Raw genomic sequence first — 18,343 nt, forward strand, 5'->3', positions numbered from 1 at the left:
TTGTTCTCGTTGCTCGAAAGGGCACAACGCACGCGGTGCCCCGCTGCGTTGCTTCCTCGTCGTGCTCAGAACTCGTGCGAATGACGATTGGCCAACCGGGCCAATATATAAGCAAATCTCGCAAACACTGTTGCATCGCGGCCTCGACCGCGAGCGCGCCCCCTAAAATCCGGGTTTGTCCCAGGCGTTCCCTTTTCTCAACTGCTCCGAAAGCACCATGTCCCTCGACAAAGTCTCCCCCGGCAAGAACATCCCCGATGCGTTCAACGTGGTCATCGAGATTCCGATGAACGCCGATCCGATCAAGTACGAGGTGGACAAGGACTCCGGCGCGATCTTCGTGGACCGCTTCATGACCACCGCCATGCACTACCCCAGCAACTACGGCTACGTGCCGCAGACGCTGAGCGGCGATGGCGACCCGGTCGACGTGCTGGTCATCACGCCGTACCCGCTGTTCCCCGGCGTGGTCGTGCCCTGCCGCCCGCTGGGCATCCTGATGATGGAAGACGAGGCCGGCGTGGACGGCAAGGTGCTGGCCGTGCCGACCGACAAGGTGCTGCCGATCTACACGCACTGGAAGACCGTCGCCGACGTGAACCAGATGCGCCTGAAGGCCATCACCCACTTCTTCGAGCACTACAAGGACCTGGAAGCCGGCAAGTGGGTCAAGGTGCTGGGTTGGGAAGGCATCGACGCGGCCAAGAAGGAAGTGGTCGACGGCATCGCCAACTACAAGAACAAGACCGGAGCCTGATCCGCCCATGGCCTCAGAAGGCATCAGCACGGGCATCGTGCATTCCGACCGGCGCTTCGGCATCGAGCATGGCGGCGTGCACAAGCCCATCCACACCTCCGTGCAATATGCCTTCGACAAGGTCGAGGACCTGATCGGGGTGTTCCAGGGCACGACCAAGGGCGGCTTCAGCTACGCCCGCCAGGGCACGCCGACGACGGCCGCCCTGGAGGCGCAGATCACGCGGCTGGAGCGGGGCGTGGGCAGCATCTGCTTCGCCACTGGCATGGGCGCCATCAGCGCGGTGTTCTTCACGCTGCTGCGGGCGGGCGACCACCTGGTGGCCAGCCAGTTCGTGTTCGGCAACACCAACAGCCTGTTCGGCACGCTGCGCGATTTCGGCATCGAGATCACGACGGTGGACGCCACGAACGCCAGCCAGGTCGCCGCGGCCATCCGGCCGAACACGCGCATGGTCTTCGTGGAGACCGTCGCCAATCCCGGCACCCAGGTGGCGGACATGCCGGCGATCGGCCAGTTGTGCGCCGAGCGCGGCGTGCTGTTCGTGGTCGACAACACCATCACCTCGCCGGCCTTGTTCCGCCCCGTCGACGTGGGCGCCGGGCTGGTCGTGCAGTCGCTGACCAAGACCATCTCGGGCCACGGCCATGCGTTGGGCGGCGCGGTGACGGACACCGGCCGCTTCGACTGGCAGAACCACCCCAACATCTTCGCCGCCTACCGCAAGGGCGACCCCAGGCAATGGGGGCTGGCGCAGGTGCGCAAGAAGGGCCTGCGCGACATGGGCGCCACGCTGTCGTCCGAGCACGCGCACCAGATCAGCGTGGGCGCCGAGACGCTGGCCCTGCGCGTGGCGCACACCAGTGCCACGGCGCTGGCGCTGGCGCGCTATCTGGAGTCGCATCCGTCCGTGGTGTCGGTGCGCTACCCGATGCTGGAGTCCCATCCGCAGCATGCGCTGGCGAAGCAATTGTTCAGTGCGGGCTCGTGGCTGCTGTCGTTCGAGCTGGCCGACACGGCCGCCTGCCTGGCCTTCATCAATCGGCTGCAGCTGGCGGTCAAGGCCACTGGCCTGGGCGACACGCGCACGCTGGTGATCCCCGTCGCGCCGACGATCTTCTGGGAAGCCGGCGCGCAGGTGCGCGCCGCCATGGGCATTGCCGACGGCCTGATCCGTCTGTCGGTCGGACTGGAAGACAGCGCGGATCTGCTGGCGGACTTCGATCAGGCGCTGCGCTAAGAGGCAGCCTGGCGGAATGGCGTGCGCTGCGCCAGCTCCTCCAGATAGTGGTCTACGCCCTGGCCTTCGCGTTCCAGAAAGCGCTCCACCGCTTCGGCGAAGGCCGGGTGCGCCAGCCAATGCGCGCTGCTGGTGCGCACCGGCATCAGTGCACGGGCCATCTTGTGCTCGCCCTGGGCGCCGCCTTCGAAGCGCTGGTAGCCCTGGGCGATGCACCATTGCAGGGGCTGGTAATAGCAGGCCTCGAAGTGCAGGCAGTCCACCCGCGCGAGTGCCCCCCAGTAGCGGCCGTAGGCCACGCGCTGGTCGGGCTCCAGTGCCACGAGGCTGCAGGCGATGGGCTCGCCATCCCGCTCGGCGACGAACAGCAGCCAGTGCGCGGGCATGTCACGCGCCATCGACGTGAAGAAGCTGCGCGCGAGATAGGGTGCGTTGCCATGCTCCAGGTAGGTGCGCTCGTAGCAGCGGTAGAAGAACTCCCAGTCCGCCGCAGCGATGTCGCGCCCTTGCGCCCAGCGAAAGCGGACACCGGCTTCGGCAACCTTGCGCCGCTCCTGGCGGATCTTCTTGCGCTTCTCCTGGGCCAGGCTGGCCAGAAAGGCGTCGAAGTCATCAAAGGGCTGCCCATCGGCTGCGCGGACGTTCTGCCAGTGGAACTGGACCTGGTGCCGCAGCATGAGGCCCGCGCCGGCACAGGCGGCCATGTCGGCTTCGTTGCCGAACAGCAGATGCAGGGAAGACAGCTCCTGCTCCTCGCACCACGCCACGGCCGCGCGCAGCAGCAGGGCCCGGCTGGCGGCGTCGCGCGCCAGCAGCCGCGCCCCCGGCACGGGCGTGAAGGGTGGGGCGATGACAGCCTTGGGGTAGTAGGCCAGGCCATGACGCTGGTAGGCATCGGCCCATGCCCAGTCGAAGACGTACTCGCCGTACGAGTGCATCTTGAGGTACAGCGCGCAGGCGGCCTGCAGGTCGTCCTGGCGCCACAGGCTCAGGATGCGGGGCGTCCACCCGGTGTCGCTCGCGGCGCTACCGCTGGCCTGCATGGCGTGCAGATAGGCATGGCGCATGAAGGGGCTGGCGTCCGCCTGCGCCGCCAGCAGGCCGTCCCAGGCGGCAGCGTCGATCTCGGAGATGTCCGCCACGATGCGGAGGGTGGTGTCGTCTTCTGCCATGCTGTGGTTCGAATGATGCCGGCGAGCTGCTGCCAGCCGCTGCGCCCGACGGCTTGGCCCCAATGTGCCAGGCGAATTCGGGCGACATGCCGCGGGATCGCGGGTGAATGACGCTATCCTATTGCCAGTACGTATTGGCCAGCCTCCAGAAAGACTCAGATGAAGCAGATCACCGCCATCCTCAAACCCTTCAAGCTCGAAGAAGTGCGCGAAGCGCTGGCGGAGTGCGGCGTGACCGGGCTGACCGTCACCGAGGTCAAGGGCTTTGGCCGCCAGAAGGGCCACACCGAGCTGTACCGCGGCGCCGAGTACGTGGTCGACTTCCTGCCCAAGGTGAAGGTCGAGATCGTCGTCAAGGACGACGACGTCGACCGCTGCGTGGACGCCATCGTGCGCGCGGCGCGCACGGGCAAGATTGGCGATGGCAAGATCTTCGTGACCGACGTGCAACGCGTGGTGCGCATCCGCACCGGCGAAGAGGACGAGTCGGCCGTCTGAGGCCGGTTCTTCAGATCTGGCCCAACTGCGGCGCGGGCGCCAGACCCGCATCGTTGATGAGATTCTGGAGCAGACCCTCCGCATCGCGGCTGGTGCGGATCAGGTCCATCTGCCAATCGTTGACGAAGCCAGCGCGCACGGTGGCTTTCAAAAAGCTCTCCAGCCCGTCGTACAGGCCTTCGATGTTGAGCAGGCCTACGGGCTTGTCGTGGTAGCCCAGCTGGCGCCAGGTCCAGACTTCGAAGAACTCCTCGAAGGTGCCTATGCCACCGGGCAGCGCCAGAAAGGCATCGGCACGCTCGGCCATCATGCGCTTGCGGTCGTGCATGGTGTCGACCACATGCAGCTCCGTGCAGCCGCGGTGCGCCCATTCTTTCTCGACGAGGGCCTTGGGGATCACGCCGATGACCTGGCCGCCTGCGGCCAGCGTGGCGTCGGCCACCATGCCCATGAGCCCGTTGTGGCCTCCGCCGTAGACGAGCTGCCCGCCGTGTTCGCCGATCCAGCGGCCCACCTGGCGCGCTGCAGCGCCGTAGGCGGGATGCGCCCCGGGACGGGAGCCGCAGTAGACACAGAGCGAGAAAGCGGGCTTCATCGGATGCGTGGCAAGGCCGTGACCAGGCGCGTGCCGGCCAGGGCGTCGTGCCAGAACTGGGATTGCGGATGGAAGCGGCTGGCAATGGCCCACACCGCAACCCAGCCCAGCAGCAGCACGAAGGATTCGCCCGCCGGCAGCTGCAACGGCGCGACGAGGACCAACGGTGGCAGAAACCACAGCCAGCTCAGCAGGTAGCGCACGAAGGCCTTGGCCTGGCTGACCGGACGGCCTGCGCGGTCGACCACGCGGATGTGCCAGGTCTTCATGGCCAGCGTCTGGCCCTTGGACCAGAACCAGGTGAAATAGATGCCGAACACCACGAACAGGAAGGCCTGCAAGGCCGTGCGGTTGTCCAACGCGTTGCGTGTCTGGCTCAGCGTGCCGAACAGGTAGCCGGCGATGAAGACCACGCCGAACATCAGCATGCCTTCGTAGAGCCAGCAGGCCATGCGGCGCCACAGGCCGGGCGCCTGCAAAAGGGCGGCCGGCTCGGGTACCTGGGCCTTCATTGGTGCGTGGCCGTGTCCGGCTCGGTGGCGTGGGCGTCGACCTGCGGAAGCAGGGTGTGCGGATGGATGAGATGGGGGGAGGTGCTGATCCGCGGCATGGTGCGCTGATTCTCGGGGGCAACCGGCATGGTGGCCAGGCGCTGGCGCGGAATCGGGCGGATCGCAGTGGCCATGCCGGGGAGGGCCCGGCGCGGTGCCTGTTCGGCAAGTTTGCGGCGTTCCTCTTCGCTGAGCGCCTGGTAGGCCTCCCACTTGGCCTGCTTGTCTTCGCTGGCCAGGCGTTCGGTTTCCGCGAAGTTCAGCCGCGCGCGGCTGCGCTCCGCCGCACTGAGCTTGACCCATTCGCCCATGCGCTCGTGCAGCTTCTGCTGCTCTTCCGCCGGGAGCTTCTCGAAGTTGCGCGACAGCGCGATCCACTTGCGGCGCTGGCCTTCGCCCAGGCTGTTCCAGCTCGGCCCCAGTGGCTTGAGGGCCTCGCGCTGGGAGTTGTTCAGGCCCGACCAGCGCGGACTGGGGGCTTCTGCCTTTTCCGCGGATGGACTGTTTGCGGCCTTGGTGGCCGGTTGCGCACAGGCCAGCGCCACCGCGCAGCACAGGCTTGCGCCTGCGGCGACCTGGACCCAGTGAGGGCGATAGGGTTCGAGCAAAGTGGGACGCCCTGTGTCAGTTCTGCGGTGCGTTGTCACCGGCCTTGAGGAACTGCAGGAAACCAGGGTCTGTGTAAGCGTCGGTCGGCAGGGTGTCGGTGAGCAATGCCGCGTCCACTTCGGCAAGCTCGCTGGCGCGGTTGTCGTTCTGCACCACATAGATCGCCAGCAGCCCGGCAACCAGCGCCAGCAGCGGCAGCATGGCACCCAGCCGGGTCCATAGCCCGGGCTCGTCCGGTCCGCCCAGCTGAAGCGCGCCCGCGCGTCCGGATCGAACGGTGCTGACCGTGCTCACCGCGGGCGCGAACGCCGCCACCTTGCGGCGAGCCACGGCCTGTTGCCGGGCCACACGCAAGCGCTCCGCGATGTCGTGGTCCAGGTTGGTGCAGGATTCCGACAGGCGGCCTGCAATCAAGCCGCCGAGGCGGTCGGTCGACATGGCAATGGGAGGTACTTGCTTCATAGGTGGATTCCTTTGGCCGTCAGGGCGCGACTCAGGCTGGCGACGGCGCGCGAGCAATGGGTTTTGACACTCCCTTCGGAGCAGCCCATGGCAGCAGCCGTCTCTGCGACGTCCATCTCCTCCCAGTAACGCAGCAAAAATGCCTCGCGTTGACGTCCCGGCAGCCTCTGGATCTCGGTTTCGATCTCCCGCAGGATCTGTGCCCGGCGCGTCGTGTCTTCCGCGCTCTCGTGTCCCTCCCTGCCATCCTGGGGCGCCAGGGCCTCCAACAGGTCGAAATCGCCGTCTTCGCCAGCCGACTCGAAGTCGCTGAGGTTGGAAAACAGTGCATTGCGCGTCTTCTGCCGACGGAACCAGTCCAGCGTGCAGTTGGACAGGATGCGCTGGAACAGCAGCGGCAGTTCGGCGGGCGGCTTGTCGCCGTAGTGCTCGGCGAGCTTCATCATGCTGTCCTGCACGATGTCCAGCGCCGATTCCTCATTGCGCACGTGGTACAGGCAGCGCTTGAATGCGCGTTTCTCTATACCTTTGAGGAAGTCGGACAGTTCTTTGTCGGTGGCCAAGACGACTGCGGTGAGGCTGCGCGCTCGCAGGTAGGGCACCGCGAGGAAAGCCAAAGATTATGGCATCGATGCCGGATGGTTCGAAAAATCGTTGATAATCCGGCCGCTCGTCAAAAAAGCAAACGGGTCACGATCCGGCGCTGCAAGCATCTCGCCCATGGTCCTGGCCTTAAGTCCTGATGCCTCTCCACAAGAGGGTGCGAAGGGGCACCCAAGGTATTTCGTCAGAGAAATTCGCAAAGGTTGATCATGGAAATCTCCAAAGCCGAAATCAAATCGGCAGCTGCTGCATCCTCCCCCCTCGCGCAATCCGGTCCCCAGGAATTGATGGGCGCCGAGATCCTCGTGAAGTCCCTGCAGGCCGAGAACGTCAAGCACATCTGGGGATATCCCGGCGGTGCGGTGCTCTACATCTACGACGCGTTCTACAAGCAGGACACCATCCAGCACGTGCTGGTGCGCCACGAGCAGGCTGCCGTGCACGCTGCCGACGGCTATGCGCGCGCCACGGGCGACGTGGGCGTCGCACTGGTGACCTCCGGTCCCGGCGTCACCAATGCCGTGACCGGCATCGCCACGGCCTACATGGACAGCATCCCGATGGTGATCATCACCGGGCAGGTGCCGACGCCGGCGATCGGCCTCGATGCCTTCCAGGAATGCGACACCGTGGGCATCACGCGCCCCATCGTCAAGCACAACTTCCTAGTGAAGGATGTGCGCGACCTGGCCATGACGGTCAAGAAGGCCTTCCACATCGCGCGCACCGGCCGGCCAGGCCCGGTCGTGGTCGACATCCCCAAGGATGTCTCCTTCAAGAAGGCGCTGTACAGCGGTTACCCCGAGACCGTGGAAATGCGCTCGTACAACCCGGTGCGCAAGGGCCACGGAGGCCAGATCCGCAAGGCCTTGCAGCTGCTGCTGACGGCCAAGCGCCCCTACATCTACACCGGTGGCGGCGTGCTGCTGAGCAACGCCACCAATGAGTTGCGCACGCTGGTGGACATGCTCGGCTACCCGGTCACGAACACGCTGATGGGTTTGGGTGCCTATCCTGCGTCGGACCGCAAGTTCCTGGGCATGCTGGGGATGCACGGCACGCTGGAAGCCAACAACGCGATGCAGAACTGCGACGTGCTGCTGGCCGTCGGCGCGCGCTTCGACGACCGCGTGATCGGCAACCCCAAGCACTTCGCGCAGAACGAACGCAAGATCATCCACATCGACATCGACCCGTCGAGCATCTCCAAGCGCGTGCGCGTGGACATCCCCATCGTCGGCGATGTCAAGGACGTGCTGACAGAGCTGATCGCGATGATCCGCGAGTCCGAGATCAAGCCCGACGGTGGCGCGCTGGCCAACTGGTGGGAACAGATCGAGGTCTGGCGCAAGCGCGACTGCCTCAAGTACAGCCGTGGCGCCGGCGACGTGATCAAGCCCCAGTACGTCATCGAGACGCTGTGGAACATGACCAAGGACGTGGAGACCTACGTCACCTCCGACGTCGGCCAGCACCAGATGTGGGCCGCGCAGTACTACCGCTTCGACGAGCCGCGCCGCTGGATCAATTCCGGCGGCCTGGGCACCATGGGCGTAGGCATCCCCTACGCCATGGGCATCAAGCTGGCCAAGCCCGAAGCCGAGGTGTTCTGCGTCACCGGCGAAGGCTCGGTGCAGATGTGCATCCAGGAACTCTCCACCTGCCTGCAGTACAACACGCCGATCAAGATCCTTTCGCTCAACAACCGCTACCTGGGCATGGTGCGGCAATGGCAAGAGGTCGAGTACGCCGGCCGCTACAGCAGCAGCTACATGGACGCGCTGCCCGACTTCGTGAAGCTGGCCGAGGCCTATGGCCACGTCGGCATGCTGATCGAGCGCCCGCAGGACGTGGAGCCGGCGCTGCGCGAAGCCCGCAAGCTCAAGGACCGCACGGTGTTCATGGACTTCCGTACCGATCCGACGGAGAACGTGTTCCCCATGGTCCAGGCCGGCAAGGGCATCACCGAGATGCTGCTGGGCTCCGAAGACCTGTAAAGGTCGCATCGCCCGGCCCACCTGGGCCGGGCTTCTTCAACGACGAATCTATTGCCCGCCGAGTCCGCGCATTACCGTGCGCGGGGGAGGGCGGCGAAAAGAGGAATCTGCATCCATGAAACACATCATCGCAGTGCTGCTGGAGAACGAAGCCGGCGCACTTTCACGCGTCGTCGGCCTGTTCTCGGCCCGCGGCTACAACATCGAATCGCTGACCGTCGCGCCCACCGAGGACCCGAGCCTGTCGCGCATGACGATCCAGACCACCGGCTCGGACGACGTGATCGAGCAGATCACCAAGCACCTGAACCGGCTCATCGAAGTGGTCAAGGTCGTCGATCTGACCGAGGGCGCCTACACCGAGCGCGAGCTCATGATGGTCAAGGTGCGGGCGGTCGGCAAGGAGCGCGAGGAGATGAAGCGCATGGCCGACATCTTCCGCGGCCGCATCATCGACGTGACCGAGAAGAGCTACACCATCGAGCTCACGGGCGACCAGGGCAAGAACGACGCATTCCTCGAAGCCATCGAGCGCAGCGCCATCCTGGAAACCGTGCGCACCGGCTCCAGCGGCATCGGCCGCGGTGAGCGCATCCTGCGCGTTTGATTACCAAGCATCCGCGCGCGCGTGCTGGCAGGCTCGGCGCGGCGGATCGCGATTTGCGAGGCTGCCGTCGGCAATTCGCCCGAACCATTTGGAGAAAAGACAATGAAGGTTTTCTACGACAAGGACTGTGACCTCTCCCTGATCAAGGGCAAGACCGTCACCATCATCGGCTACGGCAGCCAGGGCCATGCGCATGCGCAGAACCTGAACGACAGCGGCGTCAAGGTGCTGGTCGGCCTGCGCAAGGGTGGCGCATCCTGGAGCAAGGTCGAGAAGGCTGGTCTGCAGGTCGCCGAAGTCGCCGAAGCCGTCAAGGCCGCCGACGTCGTCATGATCCTGCTGCCCGACGAGCAGATCGCCAACGTCTACAAGAACGATGTCGCGCCGCACATCAAGCAAGGCGCGTCGCTGGTGTTCGCCCATGGCTTCAACGTGCACTACGGCTTTGTCCAGCCGCGCGCCGACCTCGACGTGTGGATGGTCGCGCCCAAGGCTCCCGGCCACACCGTTCGCGGCACCTACACCCAAGGCGGCGGCGTGCCCCATCTCGTGGCGGTGCACCAGGACAAGTCGGGCAAGGCGCGTGACCTGGCCCTGTCGTACGCCATGGCCAACGGCGGCGGCCGTGCCGGCATCATCGAGACCAACTTCCGCGAAGAGACCGAGACCGACCTGTTCGGCGAGCAAGCCGTTCTGTGCGGCGGCACCGTCGAGCTGATCAAGGCCGGCTTCGAGACGCTGGTGGAAGCCGGCTACGCGCCCGAGATGGCGTACTTCGAGTGCCTGCACGAGCTCAAGCTCATCGTGGACCTGATCTACGAAGGCGGCATCGCCAACATGAACTACTCGATCTCGAACAACGCCGAGTACGGCGAGTACGTGACGGGTCCGCGCATCGTGACCGACGAAACCAAGAAGGTCATGAAGCAGGTTCTGAAGGACATCCAGACCGGCGAATATGCCAAGAGCTTCGTGCTCGAAGCCGCCGCTGGCCAGCCCGCACTGATCAGCCGCCGCCGCCTGAACGCCGAGCACCAGATCGAAGTGGTGGGCGAGCAGCTGCGCGCCATGATGCCCTGGATCAAGAAGAACAAGCTGGTCGACCAGACCCGCAACTGAGCGCCTTTCCACGCGTCTCGCAAGGCCACTTCGGTGGCCTTTTTCGTTGCCGGGCGGGCCAAAGACGAAAGCGCCCCGTTGGCGGCAGCGACCACGCGCAGCGGGGAGCGTGGAGGCCCATTTCCATTGGTATCGCTCCACTACACTCGCCGCATGCATGATGGCAACGAATCCGCACTGATCGTCCAGGACGAGCCGACGCCGCGCAAGCGGCGCAAAGGCATCTACATCCTGCCGAATCTGTTCACGCTGGCAGCCTTGTTCGGCGGTTTCTACGCCGTCGTGATGGCCATGAACAACCGGTTCGACCTCGCGGCGGTTGGCGTGTTCTGTGCCATGGTGCTGGACAGCCTGGACGGCCGCGTGGCCCGCATGACCAACACCCAGAGCGCCTTCGGCGAGCAAATGGATTCGCTGTCGGACATGGTGTCCTTCGGTGCTGCGCCGGCGTTGATCGCCTACGAGTGGACGCTGCGCGAAGCCGGCCGCTGGGGCTGGATCGCGGCCTTCGTCTACTGCGCCTGCGCCGCGCTGCGGCTGGCACGCTTCAACGTCAACACGGGCGTGGTCGACAAGCGCTGGTTCCAGGGCCTGCCTTCGCCGGCCGCCGCGGCCCTGGTCACGGGCTTCATCTGGCTCATGACCGAGCTCGAGGTGGCGCGCGCCGACGTGACCTGGTTCATGTTCGCGCTGGCGCTGTATTCGGGCCTGACCATGGTGACCAATGTGCCGTTCTACAGTTTCAAGGACGTGCAGATGAAGAAGAGCGTGCCCTTCGTCGTGATCGTGCTGATCGCGCTGGGCATCGCCATCGTCAACATCCATCCGCCCATCGTCATGTTCGGCCTGTTCGTGGTGTACGGCTTCAGTGGCTATGCCGTCTACGCCTGGCGCAAGGCCAAGGGCCACCAGACCAGCGTGATCAGCACCTCGACCGACGAGCCGGACGAACGCGGCCTGCACAAATGAGACAGTTGCTTGCAAAGCGCGCCGCGCGTCTGTGCTAGAGTCCGCGCCATGCAGAATTTCGCGCTAGCCCTACTAATCAACCCCTACGGGCGGAGACGGTAGCGCGCGCGCAACTTTTGTCGAAACGGCCCGTTTGCACCAGCAACGGGCCGTTTTTCTTTTTGGGTTTGCTGGTGTTGTTGACCACTCTCGAGGATCCGCATGATGTTGAAGAACCCCGCCAGCAAGTACGCCGCCTTTCAACCGGTGCGCCTCTCGGACCGCGCCTGGCCCGACGCCCAGATCACCCAGGCGCCGATTTGGCTGTCCACCGACCTGCGCGATGGCAACCAGGCATTGATCGAGCCCATGGACGGCGCGCGCAAGCTGCAGATGTTCCAGGCGCTGGTGAAGATTGGCTTCAAGGAGATCGAGGTCGGTTTCCCCTCCGCGTCGCAGACCGAGTTCGACTTCGTGCGCAAGCTCATCGAGGAGGACCTGATTCCAGAGGACGTCACGATCCAGGTGCTGACCCAGGCCCGCGAGCACTTGATCGAACGCACCTTCGAATCGTTGCAAGGCGCCAAGCGCGCCATCGTGCACCTGTACAACGCCTGTGCGCCCATCATGCGCCGCGTGGTGCTGGGCATGGACGAAGATGGCATCGTCGCACTCGCCACCTCGCAGGCCCGCATGTTCCAGGATCTGGCCGCGCGCCAGCCCGGAACGCAGTGGACCTTCCAGTACTCGCCCGAGATGTTCTCCGGCACCGAACTCGCCTTCTCCAAGCGCGTCGTCGATGCCGTGACCGAGGTCTGGCAGCCCACGCCGGAGCGCAAGTGCATCATCAACCTGCCTTCCACGGTGGAGCACTCCACACCCAACATCTTCGCGGACATGATCGAGTGGATGCACCGCAACCTGGCGCGCCGCGACGCCATCGTGCTGTCCGTGCACCCGCACAACGACCGCGGCACCGGCACGGCAGCTGCTGAATTTGCGGTGATGGCCGGTGCCGACCGCCTTGAAGGTTGCCTCTTCGGCAACGGCGAGCGCACCGGCAACCTGGACATCGTCAACGTGGCGCTGAACCTCTACACCCAAGGCGTGCCGCCGCAGCTCGACTTCTCCGAGATCGACGAGATCCGCCGCGTCGTCGAGCACTGCAACCAGTTGCCCGTGCACCCGCGCCATCCCTACGTTGGCGACCTGGTCTACACCTCGTTCTCGGGCTCGCACCAGGACGCGATCAAGAAGGTGTTCTCGGCGCGCAAGGAAGGCGACATCTGGAACGTGCCTTACCTGCCGATCGACCCCAAGGACCTCGGCCGCACTTACGAGGCGGTGATCCGTGTGAACAGCCAATCCGGCAAGGGCGGCATCTCCTACCTGCTCGAGAGCGAGTTCGGCCTGGAGTTGCCGCGCCGCCTGCAGATCGAGTTCAGCCAGGTGGTGCAGGGCGTCATGGACGCCGAAGGCAAGGAGTTGACCGCGCACGACCTGTGGACGCTGTTCGAGAAGGAGTACGGCCTGCACGATGTGGCGGCACCCCAGCACCGCCTCACCGAGCAACGCGGTGCCGGTGAGACGACCGAGGTCGAACTCTTGGCCGACCTCGTCTTCGCCGGCCAGCCGGTGCAGATCCAGGGCCGCGGCACCGGTCCCATCGACGCCTTCGTCGACGGCCTGCAGCAAGCCACCGGCCGCAGTGTGCGCGTGATGGATTACCACGAGCACGCCATCGGTGCCGGCGCCAACGCCAAGGCCGTGGCCTACCTCGAACTGCGCGTGGACGACGGCCGCACGCTGTTCGGCGTGGGCATCGACGCGAACATCGTGTCCGCCTCGCTCAAGGCCATCGTGTCCGGCCTGCAGCGCGGCACGCGTGCGGAGGACAATGCCCCGGCGGAGCTGGACGCCGCCACGGCACGCTGAGCGCAGCGCCCGCACGAACAAGGAGACCACGATGAGCGACCAACTGATCATTTTCGACACCACCTTGCGCGACGGCGAGCAATCGCCGGGCGCCTCGATGACGCGCGACGAGAAGCTGCGCATCGCACGCCAGCTGGAGCGGCTCAAGGTCGACGTGATCGAGGCCGGTTTCGCGGCCAGCTCCAACGGGGACTTCGAGTGCGTGCAGGCGATTGCACGGGCGGTGCGCGAGTCGACCATCTGTTCGCTCTCGCGCGCCAACGACCGCGACATCTCGCGGTCGGCCGAAGCCCTCAAGGATGCGGCCCGGGCGCGCATCCACGTCTTCATCGCCACCTCGGCGCTGCACATGGAGAAGAAGCTGCGCATGACGCCCGACCAGGTGTTCGAGCAGGCGCGCCAGTCGGTGCGCTTTGCGCGCAACCTCGTCGGCGACATCGAGTTCAGCCCCGAGGATGGCTACCGCAGCGACCCCGACTTCCTGTGCCGCGTGATCGAAGAGGTGATCAAGGAGGGCGCAACCACGATCAACGTGCCCGACACCGTGGGCTACGCCATCCCCGAGCTGTACGGCAACTTCATCCTCGACCTGCGCCAGCGCATCCCGAACAGCGACAAGGCCATCTGGTCCGTGCACTGCCACAACGACCTGGGCATGGCCGTGGCCAATTCGCTGGCCGGCGTGAAGATCGGCGGGGCCCGGCAGGTGGAGTGCACCATCAACGGCCTGGGCGAGCGCGCCGGCAACTGCTCGCTCGAAGAAATCGTGATGGCCGTGAAGACCCGCAGGGACTACTTCGGCCTGGACGTGAACATCGCCACCGAGCACATCGTGCCGGCCAGCCGCATGGTCAGCCAGACCACCGGCTTCGTGGTGCAGCCCAACAAGGCCGTGGTCGGCGCCAACGCGTTCGCCCACGCCTCGGGCATCCACCAGGACGGCGTGCTGAAGGCGCGGGACACCTACGAGATCATGCGCGCCGAGGACGTGGGCTGGAGCGCCAACAAGATCGTGCTGGGCAAGCTGTCGGGCCGCAACGCCTTCAAGCAGCGCCTGCAGGATCTCGGCGTGCAGCTGGAGAGCGAGACCGACATCAACGCCGCATTCCTGCGCTTCAAGGACCTGGCCGACCGCAAGAGCGACATCTTCGACGAGGACATCCTGGCCCTGGTGAGCGAGGAGAGCGTTGCGCATGAGCAGGAACAGTACGCCTTCGTCTCGCTCAAGCAGCACAGCGAGACCGGCGAGCGGCCGCAGGCCGAAGTGGTGTTCACGTCCCAGGGCCAGGAGGTGCGCGGCACCTCCGACGGCAATGGCCCGGTCGATGCCTCGCTCAAGGCCATCGAGTCGCATGTCAAGAGCGGCGCCGAGATGGTGCTGTACTCGGTCAACGCCATCAGCGGCTCGACCGAGAGCCAGGGCGAAGTCACGGTGCGGCTGCAGAACAGCGGCCGGGTGGTCAACGGCGTGGGCGCCGATCCCGACATCGTCGTGGCGTCCGCCAAGGCCTACCTGTCGGCGCTGAACAAGCTGCACAGCAAGGCCGAACGCGTCGCCGCCCAGGGCTGACGGCGCGCCGCGCAGCAAAAAGGCTTCCCGCGGGAAGCCTTTTTCGTTTGGCGGGGCCGGGCGGTGCTTACTCGACCTTGGCCTTGGCGCGCAGTTCCTGCTGGTACTGCTGCATCTTCTGCTGCTGCAGCTGCTGGGCGATCTGCGGCTTGACTTGCTCCAGCGGCGGGAACTCCTGCTGGCGCTCGTCGTTGAGGCGGATGATGTGGTAGCCGAACTGGGTCTTGACCGGCACATCGGTGGTCTGGCCCTTCTTGAGCTTGGTCAGCGCGTCGCCAAACTCCTTCACATAGCCGGCCGGGTTCGCCCAGCCCAGGTCGCCGCCATTGGCGCCGGATCCGGGGTCCTTGGACTGCTTCTTGGCGATGTCTTCGAACTTGCCGCCCTTCTTGAGGCTGGCGATGATCGCCTTGGCGTCGGCTTCCTTTTCCACCAGGATGTGCTGCGCCTTGTATTCCTTGCCTTCGCTCGAATTGGCCGCCTTGACCTTGTCGTACTCGGCCTGGACTTCAGCGTCGGTCACGGGGTGGGCCTTCTGGTAGTCCACCAGCAGTTCACGCACCAGCAGCGACTGCCGGGCGAATTCCATCTGGGCCTGGAAGTCGGGCGAGGCGTCCAGGCCGCGCTTCTGCGCTTCCTGCATGAACACCTCGCGCATGATGACTTCCTCGCGCAGCTGACCTTCCTGGTCGGGCGTGACCGGGCGGCCGGCGCGGGCCATCTGCTCGGCCAGCGCATCCACGCGCGCCTTGGGAACGGCCTTGCCGTTCACGACCGCCACGTTCTGCGCGAACGCGGGCATGCTGGCGGCACCCAGCACGAGCGCTGCCGCAACTGCGGAATACAGGGATTTCTTCATGTGTTTCCTCAAGAGTTTTGGGAGGGCGGGGCCTGGAGCGACGACGGCGTCGCGGCCGGGTGCACGGGAGGCAGAACTTCGATGGCGATGGCGTGCACGCCCTGGGTGATCATTTGGCGCAGCGGATCATACACAAGGCGATGCTGCGCCACGCGCGACAGTCCGGCGAACTGCGGCGAGGCAATGCGCACGCGGAAATGTGTGCCGTAAGGGTGCGGGCCGGCACCCGCATGGCCGGCATGCGCGGCGCTTTCGTCCAGCACTTCCAGCTGTGTGGGCGCCAGCGCCGCACGCAGAACCTGCGCCATGTCGTCGGCGGTCGCCACCATCAGCGGCGCTCCTTGGATTCGACCTCGACCACATCGCCGTCGGACTTGAGGTAACGCGAAACGTACAGCCCCTGACCGATGATGAAGGCCAGCGGGAACACATAGCCCCAAAGCTTGAAGTCGACCCAGGCGTCGGTGCTGAAGTAGTAGGCCACGTAGCCGTTCACCACCGCCATGAACAGGCAGTAGGCCACCCACAGCCAGTTCAGCCGCATCCACACGGCGTCGGGCAGTTCCAGCTGGCTGCCCAGCACGAGCTTCAGAAAGTTCTTCCTGAAGACCCACACCGTCACCGCCAGCGCGATCGCCATGGCGGCATACAGCACCGTGGGCTTCCACTTGATGAAGCGTTCGTCCTGCAGTACCAGGGTCAGGGTGCCGAACACCAGCACCAGTGCCAGCGTGGCCTTCTGCATGGTCTGCAGCTTGCGCTCCAGCGCGTAGGTCACGCCCATCTGCACCAGGGTGGCGGCCATCAGCACCGCCGTACCGACATAGATGCCATAGAGCTTGTACGCGCCGAAGAACAACAGGATCGGCAGGAAGTCGAGCAGGATCTTCATGGGCTCACTTGTCCTCGAACTGCAGCGAGGCGGAGTTCATGCAGTAGCGCAGGCCGGTCGGCGTGGGGCCGTCCGGGAACACATGGCCCAGGTGCGCCCCGCAGTTCGCGCACACGGTCTCGGTGCGCACCATGCCATGGCTGCGGTCCACGATCTCCTCGATCGCGCCGGGCACGGCCTCCTGCGAGAAGCTGGGCCAGCCGCAGCCGGCGTCGAACTTGGTGCCCGAGTCGAACAGCTTGGCTCCGCAACAAACGCAGTGGTAGCTGCCGTCGGCCCAGTGCTGCTCGTACTTTCCGGTGTACGGGCGCTCCGTGGCCGCATGGCGGGTGACTTGGTAGGCGGCCGGCTCGGCCCCCTTCTGTGCGAGCAGTTCACGCCATTCGGCGTCGGTCTTTTCAACAGGGCGGGTCATGATGAGCAGCTGATCTCGATGGAAGAAGCCCAAGCGGGCGGGAAGTCGGCATCGGCCTCGGAGCCGGGGTGTTCGTCAAATGGGGTCTGCAGCAGCCGGTGCAAGCGTTCCACCTCGGAGAAGTCCTTCTCCTGGGCGCGCCGGATGGCCTGCTCGGCCAGGTGGTTGCGCAGCACGAACTTGGGGTTGACGGCGTGCATGCGCGCACCGGCCTGCCCCAGGTCTCCACCGGCCATGCGGCGCTGGTACAGCACGGCCCAGTCGTCGAAAGCCGCGCCATCCAGGAACAGGTCGCGCACAGGTGCGAGCGCCATGCCGGCGGCCACGGCGCCGGACAGGCGGCGCCAGAAGATGGTGTAGTCCACGCGCTGGCGCGCCAGCAGCTGCAGCGTGGCTTCGATCAGCGCGCGGTCGTCGTCCAGCGGCTGCGCCAGGCCGAGCTTGGCGCGCATCGCCGTCTCCAGCGCCTGCGGAAAATCGGCCTTGTAGGTCTCCAGGGCGGCCAGCGCCTGGTCCTGGTCCTCGATCAGGGGCAGCAGCGCCTGCCCCAGGCAGAACAGGTTCCAGTAGGCCACATTGGGCTGGCGGTTGAAGGCGTAGCGGCCCTGGCTGTCGCTGTGGTTGCAGATGTGGCCGGGGTCGAAGGCATCGAGGAACTGGAACGGGCCGTAGTCGATGGTCAGGCCCAGGATGCTCATGTTGTCGGTGTTCATCACGCCGTGGCAAAAGCCCACGGCCTGCCATTGCGCGAGCATCGCGGCTGTGCGCTGCGTCACGGCCCGCAGCAGCGCGGCGTAGGCATTGCCGCCAAATTCTGCGGCCTGGTCGCGGCACGCAGGATAGTGGCGGTCGATGACATGGTCGGCCAGTGCGCGCAACGAGGCGTGGTCGCCATTGGCGGCGAAATGCTCGAAGTGGCCGAAGCGGATGAAGCTGGGCGCCACGCGCGTGACCACGGCCGCCGTCTCCAGCGTCTCGCGGCGCACCGGCGCGTCCGAGCCCGTCACGCACAGCGCGCGCGTGGTGGCGACGCCCAGGCCCGCCATGGCCTCGCTGCACAGGAATTCCCGGATCGACGAGCGCAGCACGGCACGGCCATCGCCCATGCGCGAGTAGGGCGTGCGTCCTGCGCCCTTGAGTTGCAGTTCCAGGCCACCGGCGGTCTCCCCGAGCGCGATGGCGCGGCCGTCGCCCAGCTGGCCGGCCCAGACGCCGAACTGGTGGCCACTGTAGACCGAGGCATAGGGTGCGCTGCCGGGCAGCAGTTGGTTGCCCGTGAAGGCCTGCAGCGCGGCGTCGGACGCGAACCAGTCGGCATCCAGGCCCAGCTGCGCGGCCACCTCCGCGCTGCGGCCGACCCAGTAGGGGGCCGGCAGAGGCGTGGGCTGCAGGCGCGTGAGGAAGGCCGGTCCCAGATCGGCAAAGCCTGTACGCCAGGCGATGGGCGCGGGGTCGGCCAGGACGGCCTCGGTGGAAGAGCGCATGGCCCGATTGTCGGCCAGGCCGGTAAACCC

20 protein-coding genes are annotated in these 18,343 nt (G+C 65.8%); 9 read left to right on the top strand and 11 right to left on the bottom strand.

Annotated elements, in window-relative coordinates:
• Positions 1–217 precede the first annotated feature (217 nt).
• Both ppa and DES41_RS13190 read left to right on the top strand, forming a co-directional pair.
• Positions 218–757 (top strand): inorganic diphosphatase, encoded by a 540-nt coding sequence (ppa, locus tag DES41_RS13185; protein ID WP_114468106.1) that lies wholly within the window; start codon positions 218–220, stop codon positions 755–757.
• A gap of 7 nt (positions 758–764) precedes the next feature.
• The gene (locus DES41_RS13190; protein WP_114468107.1) at positions 765–1,997 is read left to right on the top strand and encodes a cystathionine gamma-synthase family protein; all 1,233 of its coding nucleotides are present in this window, start codon (positions 765–767) and stop codon (positions 1,995–1,997) included.
• On the opposite strand, the gene DES41_RS13195 is transcribed toward DES41_RS13190, so the two are convergent.
• A complete protein-coding gene (locus DES41_RS13195) occupies positions 1,994–3,169 on the bottom strand; it encodes a GNAT family N-acetyltransferase (RefSeq protein WP_114468108.1) in 1,176 nt (391 codons plus the stop codon). The two genes, DES41_RS13190 and DES41_RS13195, sit on opposite strands and share 4 nt — an antisense overlap.
• Positions 3,170–3,328: 159 nt before the next feature.
• Between DES41_RS13195 and glnB the strand changes: the two genes are divergently transcribed.
• Positions 3,329–3,667 carry a nitrogen regulatory protein P-II gene (gene glnB, locus DES41_RS13200; protein WP_114468109.1) on the top strand — a complete coding sequence of 113 codons (339 nt, stop codon included), beginning with the start codon at positions 3,329–3,331 and terminating at the stop codon, positions 3,665–3,667.
• 10 nt (positions 3,668–3,677) lie between these two features.
• Here glnB and DES41_RS13205 read toward each other — a convergent pair whose 3' ends face one another.
• The 5 genes from DES41_RS13205 to DES41_RS13225 are packed head-to-tail and all read right to left on the bottom strand — an operon-like array spanning position 3,678 to position 6,447.
• Positions 3,678–4,262 carry an LOG family protein gene (locus DES41_RS13205; RefSeq protein WP_114468110.1) on the bottom strand — a complete coding sequence of 195 codons (585 nt, stop codon included), beginning with the start codon at positions 4,260–4,262 and terminating at the stop codon, positions 3,678–3,680.
• Complete coding sequence (locus DES41_RS13210) at positions 4,259–4,774, bottom strand: RDD family protein (RefSeq protein ID WP_114468111.1); 516 nt, start codon at positions 4,772–4,774, stop codon at positions 4,259–4,261. The genes DES41_RS13205 and DES41_RS13210 overlap by 4 nt, the downstream gene beginning before the upstream one ends.
• The gene (locus DES41_RS13215) at positions 4,771–5,421 is read right to left on the bottom strand and encodes a DUF3106 domain-containing protein (RefSeq protein ID WP_170168173.1); all 651 of its coding nucleotides are present in this window, start codon (positions 5,419–5,421) and stop codon (positions 4,771–4,773) included. The genes DES41_RS13210 and DES41_RS13215 overlap by 4 nt, the downstream gene beginning before the upstream one ends.
• 16 nt (positions 5,422–5,437) lie before the next feature.
• The gene (locus DES41_RS13220; RefSeq protein ID WP_245965686.1) at positions 5,438–5,860 is read right to left on the bottom strand and encodes a DUF3619 family protein; all 423 of its coding nucleotides are present in this window, start codon (positions 5,858–5,860) and stop codon (positions 5,438–5,440) included.
• Between the two features lie 20 nt (positions 5,861–5,880).
• Entirely contained in the window at positions 5,881–6,447 is a 567-nt protein-coding gene (locus tag DES41_RS13225) for an RNA polymerase sigma factor (protein ID WP_114468413.1), read from the bottom strand.
• A gap of 249 nt (positions 6,448–6,696) precedes the next feature.
• Between DES41_RS13225 and DES41_RS13230 the strand changes: the two genes are divergently transcribed.
• The 6 genes from DES41_RS13230 to DES41_RS13255 all read left to right on the top strand — a co-directional run bounded on the left by DES41_RS13230 (position 6,697) and on the right by DES41_RS13255 (position 14,663).
• Complete coding sequence (locus tag DES41_RS13230) at positions 6,697–8,484, top strand: acetolactate synthase 3 catalytic subunit (RefSeq protein ID WP_114468114.1); 1,788 nt, start codon at positions 6,697–6,699, stop codon at positions 8,482–8,484.
• 115 nt (positions 8,485–8,599) lie between these two features.
• A complete protein-coding gene (gene ilvN / locus DES41_RS13235) occupies positions 8,600–9,091 on the top strand; it encodes an acetolactate synthase small subunit (RefSeq protein ID WP_056660219.1) in 492 nt (163 codons plus the stop codon).
• Positions 9,092–9,193: 102 nt separating this feature from the next.
• Complete coding sequence (ilvC, locus tag DES41_RS13240; RefSeq protein ID WP_114468115.1) at positions 9,194–10,210, top strand: ketol-acid reductoisomerase; 1,017 nt, start codon at positions 9,194–9,196, stop codon at positions 10,208–10,210.
• Positions 10,211–10,363: 153 nt separating this feature from the next.
• Entirely contained in the window at positions 10,364–11,179 is an 816-nt protein-coding gene (gene pssA, locus DES41_RS13245; protein ID WP_114468116.1) for a CDP-diacylglycerol--serine O-phosphatidyltransferase, read from the top strand.
• A 204-nt stretch (positions 11,180–11,383) separates the two neighbouring features.
• Complete coding sequence (gene leuA, locus DES41_RS13250) at positions 11,384–13,093, top strand: 2-isopropylmalate synthase (protein WP_114468414.1); 1,710 nt, start codon at positions 11,384–11,386, stop codon at positions 13,091–13,093.
• A gap of 31 nt (positions 13,094–13,124) precedes the next feature.
• On the top strand, positions 13,125–14,663 hold the full coding sequence (locus DES41_RS13255; protein ID WP_114468117.1) for a 2-isopropylmalate synthase: 1,539 nt from the start codon (positions 13,125–13,127) through the stop codon (positions 14,661–14,663).
• Between the two features lie 67 nt (positions 14,664–14,730).
• Here the strand turns inward: DES41_RS13255 and DES41_RS13260 are convergent, their stop codons facing one another.
• The 5 genes from DES41_RS13260 to DES41_RS13280 are packed head-to-tail and all read right to left on the bottom strand — an operon-like array spanning position 14,731 to position 18,313.
• A complete protein-coding gene (locus tag DES41_RS13260) occupies positions 14,731–15,522 on the bottom strand; it encodes a peptidylprolyl isomerase (protein ID WP_114468118.1) in 792 nt (263 codons plus the stop codon).
• A gap of 8 nt (positions 15,523–15,530) precedes the next feature.
• Complete coding sequence (locus DES41_RS13265; protein ID WP_114468119.1) at positions 15,531–15,851, bottom strand: BolA family protein; 321 nt, start codon at positions 15,849–15,851, stop codon at positions 15,531–15,533.
• Positions 15,851–16,414 carry a septation protein A gene (locus DES41_RS13270; RefSeq protein WP_114468120.1) on the bottom strand — a complete coding sequence of 188 codons (564 nt, stop codon included), beginning with the start codon at positions 16,412–16,414 and terminating at the stop codon, positions 15,851–15,853. Before DES41_RS13270 ends, DES41_RS13265 begins: the two co-directional genes overlap by 1 nt.
• A 4-nt stretch (positions 16,415–16,418) precedes the next feature.
• On the bottom strand, positions 16,419–16,829 hold the full coding sequence (msrB, locus tag DES41_RS13275; RefSeq protein WP_114468121.1) for a peptide-methionine (R)-S-oxide reductase MsrB: 411 nt from the start codon (positions 16,827–16,829) through the stop codon (positions 16,419–16,421).
• Complete coding sequence (locus DES41_RS13280) at positions 16,826–18,313, bottom strand: protein adenylyltransferase SelO (RefSeq protein ID WP_114468122.1); 1,488 nt, start codon at positions 18,311–18,313, stop codon at positions 16,826–16,828. The genes msrB and DES41_RS13280 overlap by 4 nt, the downstream gene beginning before the upstream one ends.
• Between the last annotated feature and the right edge of the window lie 30 nt (positions 18,314–18,343).

The sequence above is a fragment of the Pseudorhodoferax soli genome (genome assembly GCF_003337555.1).
GTDB lineage: Bacteria > Pseudomonadota > Gammaproteobacteria > Burkholderiales > Burkholderiaceae_C > Pseudorhodoferax > Pseudorhodoferax soli.

What these genes read in the sequence shown, in the direction of transcription:
- DES41_RS13190 (WP_114468107.1), top strand. Translation starts at nt 765, where the DNA reads ATGGCCTCAGAAGGCATCAGCACGGGCATCGTGCATTCCGACCGGCGC.
- pssA (WP_114468116.1), top strand. Translation starts at nt 10,364, where the DNA reads ATGCATGATGGCAACGAATCCGCACTGATCGTCCAGGACGAGCCGACG.
- DES41_RS13270 (WP_114468120.1), bottom strand. Translation starts at nt 16,414, where the DNA reads ATGAAGATCCTGCTCGACTTCCTGCCGATCCTGTTGTTCTTCGGCGCG.
- glnB (WP_114468109.1), top strand. Translation starts at nt 3,329, where the DNA reads ATGAAGCAGATCACCGCCATCCTCAAACCCTTCAAGCTCGAAGAAGTG.
- DES41_RS13265 (WP_114468119.1), bottom strand. Translation starts at nt 15,851, where the DNA reads ATGGTGGCGACCGCCGACGACATGGCGCAGGTTCTGCGTGCGGCGCTG.
- leuA (WP_114468414.1), top strand. Translation starts at nt 11,384, where the DNA reads ATGTTGAAGAACCCCGCCAGCAAGTACGCCGCCTTTCAACCGGTGCGC.
- ilvC (WP_114468115.1), top strand. Translation starts at nt 9,194, where the DNA reads ATGAAGGTTTTCTACGACAAGGACTGTGACCTCTCCCTGATCAAGGGC.
- DES41_RS13280 (WP_114468122.1), bottom strand. Translation starts at nt 18,313, where the DNA reads ATGCGCTCTTCCACCGAGGCCGTCCTGGCCGACCCCGCGCCCATCGCC.
- DES41_RS13195 (WP_114468108.1), bottom strand. Translation starts at nt 3,169, where the DNA reads ATGGCAGAAGACGACACCACCCTCCGCATCGTGGCGGACATCTCCGAG.
- DES41_RS13220 (WP_245965686.1), bottom strand. Translation starts at nt 5,860, where the DNA reads ATGTCGACCGACCGCCTCGGCGGCTTGATTGCAGGCCGCCTGTCGGAA.
- DES41_RS13205 (WP_114468110.1), bottom strand. Translation starts at nt 4,262, where the DNA reads ATGAAGCCCGCTTTCTCGCTCTGTGTCTACTGCGGCTCCCGTCCCGGG.
- ilvN (WP_056660219.1), top strand. Translation starts at nt 8,600, where the DNA reads ATGAAACACATCATCGCAGTGCTGCTGGAGAACGAAGCCGGCGCACTT.
- DES41_RS13230 (WP_114468114.1), top strand. Translation starts at nt 6,697, where the DNA reads ATGGAAATCTCCAAAGCCGAAATCAAATCGGCAGCTGCTGCATCCTCC.
- ppa (WP_114468106.1), top strand. Translation starts at nt 218, where the DNA reads ATGTCCCTCGACAAAGTCTCCCCCGGCAAGAACATCCCCGATGCGTTC.
- msrB (WP_114468121.1), bottom strand. Translation starts at nt 16,829, where the DNA reads ATGACCCGCCCTGTTGAAAAGACCGACGCCGAATGGCGTGAACTGCTC.
- DES41_RS13260 (WP_114468118.1), bottom strand. Translation starts at nt 15,522, where the DNA reads ATGAAGAAATCCCTGTATTCCGCAGTTGCGGCAGCGCTCGTGCTGGGT.
- DES41_RS13255 (WP_114468117.1), top strand. Translation starts at nt 13,125, where the DNA reads ATGAGCGACCAACTGATCATTTTCGACACCACCTTGCGCGACGGCGAG.
- DES41_RS13210 (WP_114468111.1), bottom strand. Translation starts at nt 4,774, where the DNA reads ATGAAGGCCCAGGTACCCGAGCCGGCCGCCCTTTTGCAGGCGCCCGGC.